At 47.1% G+C, this 14,684-nt stretch carries 13 protein-coding genes and 1 pseudogene; 3 read left to right on the top strand and 11 right to left on the bottom strand.

Annotated features, from left to right (window positions below; all coding sequences use genetic code 11):
• Positions 1-16: 16 nt before the first annotated feature.
• Both NX720_RS24030 and NX720_RS24025 read right to left on the bottom strand, forming a co-directional pair.
• Positions 17-1,540, bottom strand: a complete 1,524-nt coding sequence (locus tag NX720_RS24030) for a hypothetical protein (protein WP_262598069.1) — start codon at positions 1,538-1,540, stop codon at positions 17-19.
• Between the two features lie 14 nt (positions 1,541-1,554).
• A complete protein-coding gene (locus NX720_RS24025; protein ID WP_262598068.1) occupies positions 1,555-2,778 on the bottom strand; it encodes a TolC family protein in 1,224 nt (407 codons plus the stop codon).
• 256 nt (positions 2,779-3,034) lie between these two features.
• On the opposite strand from NX720_RS24025, the gene NX720_RS24020 reads away from it, so the two are divergent.
• Both NX720_RS24020 and NX720_RS24015 read left to right on the top strand, forming a co-directional pair.
• Positions 3,035-3,685 carry a hypothetical protein gene (locus tag NX720_RS24020; RefSeq protein ID WP_262598066.1) on the top strand — a complete coding sequence of 217 codons (651 nt, stop codon included), beginning with the start codon at positions 3,035-3,037 and terminating at the stop codon, positions 3,683-3,685.
• Entirely contained in the window at positions 3,682-4,983 is a 1,302-nt protein-coding gene (locus NX720_RS24015) for an HlyD family type I secretion periplasmic adaptor subunit (protein WP_262598065.1), read from the top strand. The genes NX720_RS24020 and NX720_RS24015 overlap by 4 nt, the downstream gene beginning before the upstream one ends.
• Positions 4,984-5,094: 111 nt before the next feature.
• On the opposite strand, the gene NX720_RS24010 is transcribed toward NX720_RS24015, so the two are convergent.
• From NX720_RS24010 to NX720_RS23990, 6 genes and pseudogenes are all read right to left on the bottom strand, one after another.
• Complete coding sequence (locus NX720_RS24010) at positions 5,095-5,415, bottom strand: hypothetical protein (RefSeq protein WP_262598063.1); 321 nt, start codon at positions 5,413-5,415, stop codon at positions 5,095-5,097.
• A 463-nt stretch (positions 5,416-5,878) separates the two neighbouring features.
• Positions 5,879-6,679, bottom strand: coding sequence for a protein DA1 (locus NX720_RS24005; RefSeq protein WP_262598062.1), 801 nt, complete (start codon positions 6,677-6,679; stop codon positions 5,879-5,881).
• A gap of 30 nt (positions 6,680-6,709) precedes the next feature.
• Positions 6,710-6,844: pseudogene (locus tag NX720_RS27370) on the bottom strand (LIM domain-containing protein); the annotation flags it as partial.
• 75 nt (positions 6,845-6,919) lie between these two features.
• On the bottom strand, positions 6,920-7,567 hold the full coding sequence (locus NX720_RS24000) for an O-methyltransferase (RefSeq protein ID WP_262598061.1): 648 nt from the start codon (positions 7,565-7,567) through the stop codon (positions 6,920-6,922).
• A gap of 39 nt (positions 7,568-7,606) precedes the next feature.
• Positions 7,607-8,719, bottom strand: coding sequence for a tyrosine-type recombinase/integrase (locus NX720_RS23995; protein WP_262598060.1), 1,113 nt, complete (start codon positions 8,717-8,719; stop codon positions 7,607-7,609).
• Positions 8,720-8,750: 31 nt separating this feature from the next.
• Positions 8,751-9,830, bottom strand: a complete 1,080-nt coding sequence (locus tag NX720_RS23990) for a DNA-binding protein (RefSeq protein ID WP_262598058.1) — start codon at positions 9,828-9,830, stop codon at positions 8,751-8,753.
• Between the two features lie 257 nt (positions 9,831-10,087).
• Between NX720_RS23990 and NX720_RS23985 the strand changes: the two genes are divergently transcribed.
• The gene (locus NX720_RS23985) at positions 10,088-10,342 is read left to right on the top strand and encodes a high-potential iron-sulfur protein (protein WP_262598057.1); all 255 of its coding nucleotides are present in this window, start codon (positions 10,088-10,090) and stop codon (positions 10,340-10,342) included.
• A 191-nt stretch (positions 10,343-10,533) separates the two neighbouring features.
• Here the strand turns inward: NX720_RS23985 and NX720_RS23980 are convergent, their stop codons facing one another.
• The 3 genes from NX720_RS23980 to NX720_RS23975 all read right to left on the bottom strand — a co-directional run bounded on the left by NX720_RS23980 (position 10,534) and on the right by NX720_RS23975 (position 14,684).
• Positions 10,534-10,863, bottom strand: coding sequence for a MarR family winged helix-turn-helix transcriptional regulator (locus tag NX720_RS23980; RefSeq protein WP_262598056.1), 330 nt, complete (start codon positions 10,861-10,863; stop codon positions 10,534-10,536).
• 624 nt (positions 10,864-11,487) lie between these two features.
• Entirely contained in the window at positions 11,488-11,595 is a 108-nt protein-coding gene (locus NX720_RS27365) for a helix-turn-helix domain-containing protein (protein ID WP_404831029.1), read from the bottom strand.
• Positions 11,592-14,684 (bottom strand): efflux RND transporter permease subunit, encoded by a 3,093-nt coding sequence (locus NX720_RS23975; protein WP_262598055.1) that lies wholly within the window; start codon positions 14,682-14,684, stop codon positions 11,592-11,594. Before NX720_RS23975 ends, NX720_RS27365 begins: the two co-directional genes overlap by 4 nt.

Below are 14,684 nucleotides of genomic sequence, written 5' to 3'. Positions count from 1 at the left end.
TTTTTATTTTGTCAGATTACCTGTTTCCAGGCAGACAGATACGGTACAACCGGTGTAACGCTTTGAACAGGCGCAGCAGTAAATCCTTGTGAACAGACTGTGCCTTTTCTATAGTTTTTCCCAACTCGTCCTGACCAGCGTGGAACTGTTCAACAAGCGCCTGCTCAGTTTCTTTCAACCGGTTGCTGGCAGCCGCTGCGAAGACTCCGGGTAACTGTTGTGACTGCTGATACAGGGCCTCAGCGCTTTCTAGCTGCTTTTTCATCAGCTTCACAGACGCAAGTTGTTGTTGAATGATTCTTTGTCGCTGAGCCACGGATTCATTATTCTGCGAATCCTGTCGTGTGTTATGGTCGCTGATTAAACGGCTCTGTTTCTCTAATTCATCATTGGCACTGGACATAATGCCAGCCAGTTGACCACACGCTTCCTGAACCGTTGCCTGCATGGTTTCAAGTTGCTGTTCATGCTTTTCAAGCAACTCTTTATTATGAGTGCTGGTGGATTGATGAATATTGGTTAGTGCCGAGAGTTGCTGTTCCTGTTTTTCAGCCAAAGCTTGACTGTGAGACTGGGCATGGTTGTGAATATCAACCAGGGCTGAGAGCTGTTTGGAATGGTTTTCCAGTAGTTCCTGCTGGCTCGACAGCAAACTCTGCAAGTGCTGTTCAATATTAACCAGCGCCTGCTCTGATGCTGGGGAGTAAGGAGCAACGCTGTTTTCAGAGTTACCCTGCTGTTTATTCTGATACTTTTCAATACCAGCCGTGAACGATGTCATGGCATATTCATAAATCCAGTTTGAATAGCTGTTGCTGAACAGGGTGGCTGCCTTGTTGACGCTCATGGCCAGCGCGCCAAGCACCACAGAGCTGGCCAGCCCCGTCAGCGAGGTGCCAAAGGCTGTACCCATTCCGGCCAGAGGTTGTTCCAGGTGTTTGATCAGGAGAATCAGTGTTTCAGTCATCTCCTGTTCCCCGGTCAGGCCCATGGATAGATTACTGATCATGCCTGAGATGGAACCTACCGTGGCTGACAGGCCAATAAATGTACCCAGAAGTCCCAGATAGATCAGCAGGTTGACAAAGTAACTGATTCGAATACGGCGCTCGTCAAAACGGTTGTTGGCGATATTCACCATACTACGGGCGACAGGTGTCGGTATTTCAGGAATCTCACCGGTTTCTCTGGTGCTGTTTTCAAGGCTTTTATACAAATCAGCCATGATGAACATTTTCTGCTTATAGTTCAGCAAAGCCTGGGCATCACGGGTTTCAAACAATATTTTATCAAGGTCGCATAATGCCTTAAGGTCACACTTAAGACGATAGAGATTACGAAAACAGATAGAGACTCCCACCATAAGCACAGTGGCGATCATACCGTTCATGACAAGGTTGGAGTTCACTACATGAGAAACTGTATCTCTGGCAAGGAACAGTACGCAGCCGGTGCCTATCATTACCGTTATCATTCTGCGGTAATAACGGTTCATATAGTCTGGGCTTTTGACTCGAACCGCATGCATGATTTCAGACATAGGATTTCCCGGTATCAGAGTTTGGAGACAGATTCTGTCACTTTATTCAGGTAAAACATGACGTTCATCATGCTGCTGTAGTACTCGTAGTGAAAGTACACACTATCAATCATGCTTTTATGGTAATCATTTTGTGCCGTTGTAATATCAATCAGGTTTCTCTGGCCCAGGTCGAACTCTTCACGATAGAGCTGTACGATCTGTTTGTTGATGTTCAAGGCTTCTGCGTTCAATCGTTTTTCTTCCCTGAAGCGCAGCATGGCGTTGTAAGCTTCCCGGACATCTTTCTCCAGATTTTTCAGGTAGTCATCAAGCTGATACTGCGTACGCAGATACATGGAATTGTTTTCAGAAATACGCTGTTTAAGACTACCACCATCCCAGAGGTTATAAGAGAGAACCACGAGCATTTTATTGTCGGTTTTCCATTTGCTCAGAGTCTGCAGAGACTGCTCACTGGAAACACTCGCCTGCAGGGAAATATCGGGATAACGTTCGCTCCGGCTCTCAGCCAGGCTTGAACGTGCCGACTCAACATTCTGTCGTTTAGCCATGGCACCGTAGTAGCTGACCCTGGTTCTGGTAATGACTTCAGGCAGGTTAAGCGCAAGATTCATCTGTTCCAGGGCAGGAATAACCAGATCATCAGGTGCCTGTCCGACGATCAGGGTAAAGGCTTCACGGGCAAAAGTATTATCGGAGTGGTATGCAACCTGAATAGTCCGGGCATTTTGCAACAGGCTCTGAATGCGTTGCACGTCGGCAAAACTTGAAGCGCCCGCTTTTTCCCGCTGTTGCATTTGTTCCAGCAACCTTTCATAAAAGGCAATATTGTCGTCCATCAGCTTAAGGATCTGGTTTAACTTCAGCACTTCCAGATAAGCTTTGGAAACGAGCAGAGCCAATCGCTGCCGTCCTTCTTTGCGCAGGTACTCTTTGTTTTTAAGCTTGAACTCTGTGGACTCAATCTGGTGTTTGGTTTTATAAAAATCAAACAGCATCTGTTTCACATTGAGACTGGAACGGGTATGTCTGGTCCAGGTTTTGCCGGTTGAGCGAGTACTACCGCCCTCAGCGGTTAAAGATATCTGCGGGTAATAGTTCGACTCTTTTTGTTTCAGTCTGGCTTCCCCGGCTTCAACATCGATATTCAGGGTTTTGGCGATAGGGTTGGTTTCCATCGCCAGTTTGACCGATTCGCTCAGTGTCAGAGACCATACCGGTGATGCCATTACCATTAAACAGGTTGGCAGCAGTTGACGCCCGATTCGGTAACAAACTGAAATACAAGCTGTCAGCAACTCATACTGAGCATTCTGTTTCTTAAAGATAGTTTTATTAACATTCATTGTTAGGCTGATCACTGTTAAGAAGCCCGGTTGATAAACTCTGACATCGGCACTGTTTTAATTTTTTATAGCGTCAGACATTAAAAAACATCACCTGGGGACGATAACTTCTAAGAACAAAGCGATAACAGGCTTCAGCACTCCTATGTCTAAAGATACTCAGGAAAACCCATGGCCCGGATTTGTTGATGTGCTGTCATCAACATTACTGGTGTTTGTGTTTCTGGTGATCGTGCAGTTGCTGGTTATCGCGGGCGTCAGTATGAAAATAAGCCAGACGGTTACGGAAAAAATGCTGCAGCAGTTAATGGAAGAAGCTGAACTAAGCACCCTGCCGGCCTCTCAAAAAGAAATTACTCAAAAAGAAATCGCTCAAATAGAAGTTGCCAGAGTAGAAATCGCAGAGACAAATAAGGCTCCTACCAACATTAAGCAAACCGTTGTAAAAGAGAAAACAAACCCTGTATCGCTGGTAACGACTAAAGAGAAGCTTTTAATTTCTTACAAGGGGTTGAGTACATTGCTGGAAAGCGAAGACAGCGAACGCATAGACCAGTGGATTAGCGACAGAATTGAACTACTGCGTGCCAGTAAGATTCTGCTGAATGCCTATCTGGGTACCCAGAGCCTCTCAACAAGTACTTCCTATTATGTTTCTTACAATCGCATGATGGATATCAGGAAACGCATGGTGGCTCACGGAGTACCTGGTGATAACATCAAGGTCAGGATTCATGAGTCAGACCAGGAAAACCATAATAAGGTTGAACTGTGGATTCTGGAATCCAGTCCATGAGAGTGCCCCATCCCTTACGGCTATTGTTTTCCCGACACAGTATCACGGCAATGAGCCTGCTAACCCTGACGTTACTGCTAATCTGGTCCTGGCAAACGCCCATTGACCGGTTTGTGTACGGTCAGGGCAAGGTGACGACCTTCAGCGACCATAAAGTCATTGAGCATTTTGAGGGGGGGATTCTGTCTGCCATACATATTGCGGAAGGGCAGGCGGTACAGGCTGGTGCACTGTTATTTAGCGTTGAAAATCCAGGTGTCCGGGAAAATGCCAGCCGTATCCATGAACAACTGCTGGCAAGAAGGGCTAAAACTTCCCGGTTGCAGGCTGAGTATCAACAGAAACCTTTTATCGTATCGACAGACCATTCCCAACCCTGGCAACTTCAGGCAAAGACTTATCTTAACAATGAGCGCCATCTTTTTCTGTTAAGAGAAAATAATCTGCTTGAAGATGAACGCATCCTCGTACAAAAGCGTGCAAAAGAGCAGGCAAGATTTGAAGAAATCTCTCAAACCGTTAAAGACCTGGACATTGAACTCTCCGTTGCCAGAGAACAGCTGCAAATACTGGAACAAAGTATGAAGAATCGGGCCGGTTCAAGAGTGGTTCTATTGGAAAAGCGTATGGAAGTGGTTCGCACCCAGACCCGCATGAACCAGTCCCGGGCAAAACTACCGGTTATTGCCGCCACCCTGAAAGAGCTTGAACTGCAAAAGCAACAGTTACGGCTGAAGTTCCGTGAAGCGGTGCAGGATGAGTACAACAAAGAGATCGCTGAGATTGCGTTGCTGGAAGAACAGTGGCAGATATCAAAACAAAGGCAGGTGCGTACGGAAATACGTTCTCCCGTCAACGGAACAGTGCATCGTCTTTACACCTCCACCGAAGGCGAAGTTGTCACCCCCGGTATGGTTATTGCGGAAATCGTTCCTGAAAACGAGCCTCTGCTGATCGAAGCCCGGATCGACCCTTATGACAGGGCCAGGGTATGGCAGGGGCAGGATGCCAATCTCCGGGTCACCGCTTATGACTACAGTGATCACGGAAGCCTGTCCGGAACGATCAAGGAGATCAGTGCCGATACTTTTGTCGATGAGCTCACCGGGCAGCCTTACTATCAGGTCATTATAACCACTGAAACCTCCGGCAAAAATGAGGAGCACCCATTGATACAGGGTATGACCGTGGACGTTAATATTGTTGCCGGGCGCCAGTCTGTCCTTTCCTACCTGTTACCGGATGCCTTGTCCATGACGCCTTTCCAATCGTCCCGGAGTGAGGGGGCAGGGGAGTAGATCAGGCTGATAGAAGTGGCTACTTTGCACTGCCGATGACAAAAAGCACACATACCCAGAGTTTACCCGTTGCCGAAGGCAGTCGAGTAGAACAAGTTGGCAGGTGGCGTGTTAGTTTTTTGGAAAGGATTGACGGATGAAAAGTTCAAGCTGGTCAAAGCGTTCACAGGTTTCTTCATGTTGTTCATCACTACGCTTAAAGCCCGCAAGCGCAGCGTCTGTCAAAGCATTAATAGAGGATTCTAACTTATCCATGCGACGTTCCTGCTGGTCAAACCTAATGCGGCTTTCTCGTTGGTATTCTCGCATTTCCTGCCTTGTGGCCAGTATCTCCTGGTGTGTATCAGCAGTGATGCTGATGAGGCTACGTACTGAGCCATCCAGTGCATCGAAGTGTGATTCAAGCCGATTAACTCTCGCTTCTAAACCCATAATTACTGCCTGTTTTTATTGGTTGGGGTATGAATATAGCAGAGAATGGCACAGAGACACCTAACACCTATGCTGAACAACATAGCTCACCCTAATGTTAGGGGCGCAGCATTCAATAACTTACCGGGCTGTTGGCTTTTGGCTATTAGCTGCTCATACAGCCAACCGCCAATCGCCAATCGCCAACCGCCAACCGCCAAAAGCCAACAGCGGTATATTATGTTCTGCTGCTTCCCTTACCTGAGAGGTGACTCATGAAAAATAACAAACTTGACCCCTAAGAACAGAAGCTTCTGGAAGCCCTTAGAGAGAAGGTATTCCTTATCAGACTCTGATGTCCAGCATTATCCATAAGTACATCTCTGGTTTTCTACAGGAAGTCACTGCAAAATAGCAGTCTACTTTTGTATCAGAACAAAGCCATGCTGGTACATTCTTCCTGACTTGCACAGGCAAATACCTGTCAGTGATAAAAAAAAGCACTGAAACGACTGGGAAAGCTGTTCTTCTCTTGCAAATATCTCAGAAGTACCCGCAACGGCATCAGTTTCAGTGCAGACCTGGCCTTTTGAAATCCTTCGCCATAAATCGGATCGCGGCTTTGCTCTATGAGAGTGCGTCGATATGACGCATCTTTCGTATCCTGATTTTTTAGCCAGATATATTCCATCAATACACACATGCCTTCTTCCACCTGCAAAGGTAAGTCATGATACTGATTATAAAAAAACCAGGCGTGGGTCAGCTCGTGTATGGCTATGATGCGAAAGTGTTCTTCGGGTAATTTGTTTTGAATAAGAATACGATCAAATTGCCTGCCAATAATTCGCCCGCCTGAAGATGTCGTTGTCCATTGTGCCAGTCCCAGAATCGGCCGTTCATTATGAAAGTTGTGACGGCTGGCCGTTCTCAATTCATCGCGGTCGCACAATATGACCGGAGTTTGAGCCTTGTTCAGTTTTAAACCGACGGAAGCCAGTGCAAGACGCATTTCGTCTAAAATTCTTTCAGCACGCTCCTGTGTATCGACTGACCTGAGCGTACAGAGATTGCATATCATTAAGCCATCGGGGTGAAGCATGCCACCATCTGTAAGGTGCTTGCAGACAATCCGGCCGCAGCTGGAACAGTTGGAATAATTTGTATGGGTATTGCAGAAAGCATTGCCCCAGAAATCAACCAGGTATTTACGGGTCAGAGGCTTACGACAGACTGAACATAATGGCCGATGCAGTTTTCGGTAACACTCGAGATGCCAGGGCATGCCGTCATGTTCAATATACTGGTTTTTAAGCGTTTTACGACAGCCAGGGCAACGCAGGCAGCGAGGATGAAAGGGGCGACCATTAAAAGCAACAAATGATTCATTGATTAATGGTCGTTTACAGGTGCGGCAGGTAAAGCAGTGAGGGTGCCAGCTTGTCCCCAGCGCTTTTAGTGCATCGCCGTGAATGGCTTTGTGGCAACTTTTGCATTCGATAGCCAGAACAGGAGCCCCTGTGCTTCAATAGGTCCGTTTGATCGCGATGGTCAGTCCGTCTGAAACAGGTAGCATCACCATATCTACCCGGTCATCCTGGTGAACTTTTCTGTTCAGGGCCCGGATAGCGATTGTATCGTCATCATCAATTGCTTTATCGGCCACGCAACCATTCCATAAGGTGTTATCAATAAGAATCAGACCTCCGGGTCGTACCAGTTGCAGGCACAGTTCATAGTAGTCATCGTAGCCGGTTTTATCGGCATCAATAAATGCCATATCAAAGGTGTTTGCCTGCTGCTGATTAAGCAAGTGTTTGAGCGTTTCGGTGGCTGGCGCAAGGCGTAAGTCTATTTTGTCCTCAACTCCGGCTTTGGCCCAGAATGTTCTGGCAGTCCGGGTGTATTCTTCACTGATATCACAGGCAATAACGGTGCCATCATCGGGTAATGCCTGGGCGACAGCCAGTGCACTGTAACCAGTAAAAACACCCACCTCTATCGTTTTCTTTGCCGCCGTCAGTTTTGCCAGCAAAGCCATTAGCTGCCCCTGTTCAGGGGAAATCTGCATAACGCCGTATGGGTGTTGACGGGTGACTTCACGCAGTTCTTCCAGTACAGGATGTTCCCGCAACCCTGTTGAATAAAGGTAGTAGCGAAGGGGTTCAGTCATTGTCAGTGTTGTAGAGGACATTGTGTTACCTGTGTAGTACTACAATTGATGATCCATAGTCAGCGTTTTCAGACGGCGTGCTTCAACATGATAGTACTGACTGGTTGTATTAATGCTATCGTGACCAGCGAAAATAGCCAGATCTTCAATATCCATTTTTTGAGCCAGGTGTGTTAACGCCGTATGCCGCAGGGCGTGAAAAGGCATTTCCTGAAGCCGGTATTGCAGATTGATGTCATCAGTTCTTTCGGCACAAAACCGCATAAAGCCCTGCCACCAGAAGCGTAGCCCTCTTGACGTCAGCCCTGAAACAGCGCCTGCACTTTTTCGGCGTCTTGGAGCCAGGGGCAAAGAGTTTCCTGTAATGCCGGTATAACCGTAAAAGCTACGATAATCTTTGATGGTTTCATGCAGTTGCGGATTAATAGGCAGGTTGCGTCGTTTTCTGCCTTTGCCCAGTACGCTGAGGTAATAGCCTCCCTCATTATCCGGGTGAATGTCATTGCAGGTCTGTCCCGTCAACTCCGACTCTCGCAGAGCGAGTGCATAGGTCATCCTGATCATGAAACTGGTGCGCATTGACTCCATGACTTCTTTGTGAGTAGAGCTGGGCATGGATGACAGACACTGTCGTACATGCTCCCATTCCGGCTCATGAAAATAGCGAATGACCTGGCTGCCACGGGCGGTTTTTTCTCCTGACCGAACCAGTGACGCTGCCGGATTACCCAGGGTATAGCGGTTTCGTTCAAGAAAGCCAAAAAAGGTAGACAGTACATCAATCACCTGGTCGGTGCTTTTTCCGGGTTGAATCGAGGATTTGAAGAGGACCTTATCAGGCTTTCCGGGTAAAACTCCGGGTTTTAACCAGTGGGATGGCAGGTTCTGAATGAAGTGCAGATAGGTTTGCAAATGCTTCAGACGAACCGCTGCGTAATCAATCGCCAGTTCCTGATAAATATAAGCGGTAAAGCGAATAATCTCCCGTTCGTAGCGCCTGCGGGTTTCCAGGGAACGGGAACCGGATTTGTTCAGGAACAGGGTCAGGGCCTCGCTGTCATTGCGGGCTCCCATCAGGTTATCAGCACCTGTCACATCGCTGCGGACTGAACGCATCAGTGGCAGATGTTCCGGATTAATTAACTCAGTCATTATCAGCTGTCATTCCTTTATCTGGCTTACGTTACTGGTTTTGAGCGCTCTGAGAAGTCTGCTGGCTGAGAGTCAGTTTAAGGGCTTCAGAAAAACCCCGCTCTTTCTCCAGCTCTTTTTCCAGCTGATGCATTCGGATGGCTAACTGTTCAGACTGTTCGAGTTTTTCCTGCAACTGTTGCACCTGAAGGCTGGCACTACTCAGTTGAGAATCCAGCCGTTCAGAACTGGCACTGATATCTTTCAGCTGTGTGATGTCTGAGATCAATTCTTCTTCATTGCTGTTGATTAACTGCTGCACGCTTTCCAGCAGGTGTTTGTAGGCTGCCAGCTCATTATTGTGCTGTCTGAGATGATTACGCTCTTCGCAGGCTTCTAAATGAGCACGGGACTTTGACTCCAGTCGGTACTGGATTTCATTGCGCTCTTTTTCCAGCTTGAACTGACTTTCCTTTTCCTGCTTCAGTTGCAGTTCTATATCCGCACGCAAACGTCGTTCGTCGTCAACCACTTTCATCCAGTGGTTCATCTGAGCATCGTGCTTGGTATCCAGCTGACGTTCCTGAGCTTTCAGGGCGTTGGCGTGATCTTTTTTTGTTTGTTCGATTTGTTCCGTCAGGCTTTCAGCCTTCTGGATTTCATTATTAAGCTTTTCCTGCAAGGCCACCTGTTGTTTTTCCAGTGTCGTGTTTTCTGCTTGTAGTTGAGCAATCGTCTCTTGCAGTTTTTGCTGTTCCTCAGCCAGACGTTCGCTTTGTTCCTTAAAGTTGAGCCGTTCTTCCGAAAGTTGTCGGTTCATCTCCTGCAGGTTGTCGATTTCCTGATTAGCTTCCTCCTGAAGGCTTCTCTGTTCTTCAGTCGCTTCATGTTTCCACTGAACCAGACCTCGCTTCAAGACTCTTACCAGGTCAGCAGGCAACTCTGTATCCACTTCTTTTTCTGAGTCATCCAGAAAACGCCATTCATTGTAATAAGGCAACACGGTCTGTTTGCCCATCTGTGCAAGCCTGGCGACTTTATCGGCATTGATCCGCTCACCACTTTGCTTAAGGTCGTCCAGTACCCGGAAAACCAGTTCACGACGTTGTAAATCTTTATTTGTCTCTGACATGGCGATATCTCAACCGTAAATTAAACAAAACCAACTAATAATACTAGTATTATAATACTGGTATTATTAGTATCAAGTATTATTTATTACTACCGGTAACTGAACTTACCGGTAGTAATTTTTGGTATTCATTCAATATTGATCAAGGCAGCATTTTTTTCGCATAACGGCGGCAACAAGCCTAAAATACAATGCACATCTGAAATAACAGAAAGGGGAAGTGGATGAATCGCAGGCAGTTTTTAAAAGCGGTCACGGTGGCCAGCCTGATTCCGGTGTTACCAGTTTCTGCGGAGCAGGCCGAAGTGTCTGAAGATGAGCCGCTTGCAAAAGCACTCAATTATGTGAAGGTGGCTGAGGAGGCAAAAAATCACCCTAAATATAAAGAAGGGCATATTTGCGATAACTGTATGTTTTTCAAACCTGATCAGAACAACGGATGTGCTTTGTTCAATAATCGCAGAGTAGAAAAAGGAGGTTGGTGCCTGAGCTGGGCTGCTAAACCGCAATAATAAACAAGAATCTATTACTGAGCATGGCGTAGCTGGCAGGTCTGGAGAAGGCTTATCCCTAGCCAGGCAGCTTAAGACAGGGGGGGCAGGCAAAAAGCTGTAAATATTGTTAAGGGATAGGGGCTCAAGCTGGGAATCTGGACTTACCCAATAACCAGCGCTCAGCATAACTGAGCCCATGCCTCAAAGTGTTACTTCATTGTACGGGACTTGTTTTTGATCTTCTCAACCAATTTTTTGCCCTTGGCTGTTAAGGTCAGCTTGAAATAGCGACCATCTGCTTCATGCTGACTTTTCTTAATCAGACCAAGACCCGGCCGGTCATGTCGACCCTCTCCAAGACGTTTGACACTTACCGCAATATCGCTTGGAGTCCCACAGGTCAGTTTTTCTTCATTCACCAGATCAGTAATGGTTTCTCCGGGATTTTCAGAGATAACCATAAGGATCTGCCACTGGATGATGGTTAGAGGATATTCCTGAAGAAGCTGAGTGAGTTTGATTAACCCTTTTATTGTCATCTTTCAGTTCTCTTGTCGTTAATTGGGGGACTGGCTGTAATGGGACCGTCGTCCAATCACTGAATTAACAAAAATTGATTCAGTAAAACCTAATGTTTCAACAACAACCCCACAAGAACAAATATTAGACACTTTTAGCCTGTTTAGGCAAATATAATAAAAGATAATCGTGATTTGCCGCTCTGAATGCTCCAGTCGTTACATTTCGGAACACCTACAATGCGGGGCTTTGCTCAAAAGTTAATGAGACTTTATTGCTAAATAATCAGCCAGGAGAGCAATGGACAATAAAAAAACAGGGCAAGGTTTATGTAATAAACCGAAAGCCTGGCTGAGCAGTCTGTCATAATCAAACCATCAAAAATCACCTTGCAGGTCAAATAAAGAATAGAAACAAGCATAGTCGCTTATTAATAATTGGACATAAGTTCTGTTTTTCCTCCCTGAAGAAAGAATGGCAGCTCGGCTGATGCAGAAACACAAACGACAACAGAAGTGCAACAGGTGAAGGCAATCCTTTCTCTAAGGCAGGTGTCGGGCAAGCGTACAGAAAATTAGTTATCTTATATTGCGCATAATATATATTATGTTAAAAAGAAGGCAACATAGGATTGCAGTACCTGTTTAAAGCCCGGCAATATACTCAAGAGTCTCCGGGTGGCGTTGCACCAGTCTCAGCAGGGTAATGGCCTGGCCATTAGGCTCACTGCGACCCTGCTCCCAGTTTTTCAAGAGGCTCTGCGATCCTCCCTCCTGCCAGCCATTACCAGCAGACATGGTGTAATAAAGAGAGTCAGCACCGTTGCAAATGACAATCCACTGGCAATGGCGACTGACAGCTGGTTCCACATCTGTGTTGATGGTGCGCCGATATCAATTTTATGGGCAAACAGGTCAATATTTGTAGACAGCACCATGGGCAGTAAGCCGAGTATGGTTGTGACCGTTGTCAGAAGGACGGGTCTTAGACGCTGGGCACCAGTGCGCAACACTGCCTGTGTGGCGTCCATCCCTCTTGCCCTGAGGGTGTTGTAGGTATCAATCAGTACAATATTATTGTTGACGATGATACCGGCCAGTGAGATAACACCAATGCCACTCATCACAATACCAAAGGGCTGCCCTGTCACCAGCAACCCAATAAAAACCCCGCCAGTTGACAGCACGACGGCAGACATAATCAAAAAGGCCTGGTAAAAGCTGTTGAACTGACTGACCAGAATCATTGCCATAACAAACAGAGCCACTGCAAATGCCTTGATCAGGAAAGTCTGGCTTTCCTGCTGATCGGCCTGTTCACCTTTAATTTCAACGGTGACGCCAGCGGGTAAACCGGCTGCCTCTATTTCAGCGAACAGTTCCGGCAAGATTTTGCCCAACTGTTCTCCTTCAAGCAGATCACCACCAATGTTGACGCTGCGCAGACCGTCGGTGTGGTTAATATTATCCAGCTGGCTGGTAATGGTGCGTTCGGTAAAATGGCTGATCGGCACCAGTCCTGCCGCCGTCATCAGTCTTAGTCTGTCAATGCTCTCAAGATGCCTGTCCTGTTCAGGAAAGCGTATTCGAATATCGACTTCTTCATTACTGTTATCCGGGCGATAGCTGCCAACCGTCAGTCCGGACGTTACCATCTGGATCATACTGCCTGTCGTCGTAACATCGGCACCAAATCTTGCTGCCCGGGTTCGGTCAATATTCATCTGCCACTCATAACCGGGGGTTGAACCATTGTGTTCGATATTCACGACCTTCGGATGATTTCTCAGAACTCGCTCTACCGTTCTCAGGCTGTCATTAAGCTGTGCAAGGTTTTCAGAAAAAATGTTGAGGCTTAATGGTACGCCTGCAGGCGGGCCGTCTTTTTGTCGGTTAACAAGGATATCGAGCCCAGAGAAAACAGACAGCTGTTCTTTTATCTGTGCCATTACTTCCGGAGCAGGTTTCCGGTACTGCCAGTCAACCAGTGTTAGCGACAGTGTGCCTATTGTCCGCTTGTCACCGGTTTTGGCATAGACAGACTGGATAGCAGGAATACTCACAAGACGCTCTTCTGCCTGTTGAATAATCTCGTGTTTTTCATCAATGGAGTAATTGCTGGAGTTAGCCAGTATGCTGACCCTGGCATAGTTGGTTTCTACACTGGGAAAGAATTCAACGCCATTGCCAATTTTAGCGAAGGCCCAGTAAACACCACACACCAGCAGAAAACCGGACAAGACTATTTTTCCGGGATGATTGAGAGCTTTGGCAAGCATTCGGGTGTAACGCCCTGATAGCCCGACCATTGCCGTTAACTCCCCTGCTTCTGAGGCGTGAACGTTAACGGCCTCTGCCGGTGATAATATTCTTGGCTTACCAATCAACGTACCGATGGTAGGAATAAAGATCAGAGCCATCACCAGTGAAGCCGACAGTGTGGCTATTAATGTCAGTGGCAGGTACATCATGAACTCGCCCATCATACCCGGCCAGAACATCAGGGGGAAAAATGCTGCTAATGTGGTAGCGGTTGAAGCAGTGATAGGCCATGACATGCGCAGTGAAGCCTGCAAATAGGCCTCTTTGCGGGACAGGCCTTCACTCATTTTCCGGTCGGCAAACTCAGTCACCACAATAGCACCATCAACCAGCATGCCAACAGACATGATCAAGGCAAACAGCACAACCATATTGATGGTCAGGCCAAAGGTTGCGATCATCAATATGCCCGTCAGAAAGGCTCCGGGAATCGCCAGCCCTACCAGAACCGAACTGCGTAATCCTAATGCCCCGAGAATCACAATCACCACCAGGATGACCGCTGACAAAACATTATTTTGCAGGTCGAGCAACATCTGCCGTATGTCTTTTGACTGATCGTTGCTGTAGTCCACCTGCAGGTTGCTCGGTGTCTGTTTTTGCACTTCAGCAACGATGGCCTTGGTGATATCGATGGTCTGGATGATATTCTCCCTTGGTCGTTTTTTTACTTCGAGGGAGACACTGGGCTCGCCATTCATACTGGCGTAACTGCCACCATCTTTAAATGTGCTGCGTACCGTGGCAACGTCCGCAAAGGTTATCACTTTATCGCCATCTACCTTAACCGGTTGTGCCAGAATATCTGCGGGGGTTTTATAGACAGCGGGCACCTTAACTGCAAAACGACCATTACCATTATCAACATTACCCGCAGCCACCAGTTTATTATTGCTGGCCACAAGGTTCACAACATCGGCGGGTACGAGGCCGTAGCTTTCCAGTTTAAGCGGATCAATAACGACATCAATAACATCTTCCCGGTCTCCACCAATGGTGACTTCAAGAATCTCTTTGCGTCCTTCAAGCACATCACGAACCTTTCTGGCGATCTGGATCAGGGCTCTTTCCGGCATATTGCCAGAAAGGATAACGGTGATAACCGGTTCCAGGCTGGCTAGGGTGATCTGTTTTACCAGCGGCTCGTCACTGCCTTCCGGCAGTTTGCTCTTGGCCTGATTGACCTTATCCCTGACATCAGCCATCACTTTGCTGATATCCAGTCCGGCAATAAATTCCACCGTAATAGAAGCATGAGACTGGGAAGCTGTTGAAGTGATTTCCTTTATACCGGCAATGCCCCGTAATTCCTTTTCAAGTGGCAACACCAACAGTCGTTCAGAGTCTTCCGGGGAAATCCCTTCATAATGGACGGAAACATGGACGACTGGAATTGGGACATCTGGCGCGGCTTCTTTAGGAATTGTTATATAAGTCAGAGTTCCCAGGGACAATAACAGCACAAACATCATTAATACCGTTCGGCTACGAGACAGTAAGCCTTTGATCATTCCGTGCAT

The organism is Endozoicomonas euniceicola (assembly GCF_025562755.1).
Classification (GTDB): Bacteria; Pseudomonadota; Gammaproteobacteria; order Pseudomonadales; family Endozoicomonadaceae; genus Endozoicomonas_A; species Endozoicomonas_A euniceicola.
The sequence above is the reverse complement of the archived record's forward strand: the minus strand, read 5'-3'. Positions and strand labels throughout refer to the sequence as shown.

What these genes read in the sequence shown, in the direction of transcription:
- NX720_RS23980 (WP_262598056.1), bottom strand. Translation starts at nt 10,863, where the DNA reads ATGACAATAAAAGGGTTAATCAAACTCACTCAGCTTCTTCAGGAATAT.
- NX720_RS24015 (WP_262598065.1), top strand. Translation starts at nt 3,682, where the DNA reads ATGAGAGTGCCCCATCCCTTACGGCTATTGTTTTCCCGACACAGTATC.
- NX720_RS23975 (WP_262598055.1), bottom strand. Translation starts at nt 14,684, where the DNA reads ATGCACGGAATGATCAAAGGCTTACTGTCTCGTAGCCGAACGGTATTA.
- NX720_RS24000 (WP_262598061.1), bottom strand. Translation starts at nt 7,567, where the DNA reads ATGACTGAACCCCTTCGCTACTACCTTTATTCAACAGGGTTGCGGGAA.
- NX720_RS24025 (WP_262598068.1), bottom strand. Translation starts at nt 2,778, where the DNA reads ATGGTAATGGCATCACCGGTATGGTCTCTGACACTGAGCGAATCGGTC.
- NX720_RS24010 (WP_262598063.1), bottom strand. Translation starts at nt 5,415, where the DNA reads ATGGGTTTAGAAGCGAGAGTTAATCGGCTTGAATCACACTTCGATGCA.
- NX720_RS24030 (WP_262598069.1), bottom strand. Translation starts at nt 1,540, where the DNA reads ATGTCTGAAATCATGCATGCGGTTCGAGTCAAAAGCCCAGACTATATG.
- NX720_RS24005 (WP_262598062.1), bottom strand. Translation starts at nt 6,679, where the DNA reads ATGCCCTGGCATCTCGAGTGTTACCGAAAACTGCATCGGCCATTATGT.
- NX720_RS23995 (WP_262598060.1), bottom strand. Translation starts at nt 8,719, where the DNA reads ATGACTGAGTTAATTAATCCGGAACATCTGCCACTGATGCGTTCAGTC.
- NX720_RS23990 (WP_262598058.1), bottom strand. Translation starts at nt 9,830, where the DNA reads ATGTCAGAGACAAATAAAGATTTACAACGTCGTGAACTGGTTTTCCGG.
- NX720_RS24020 (WP_262598066.1), top strand. Translation starts at nt 3,035, where the DNA reads ATGTCTAAAGATACTCAGGAAAACCCATGGCCCGGATTTGTTGATGTG.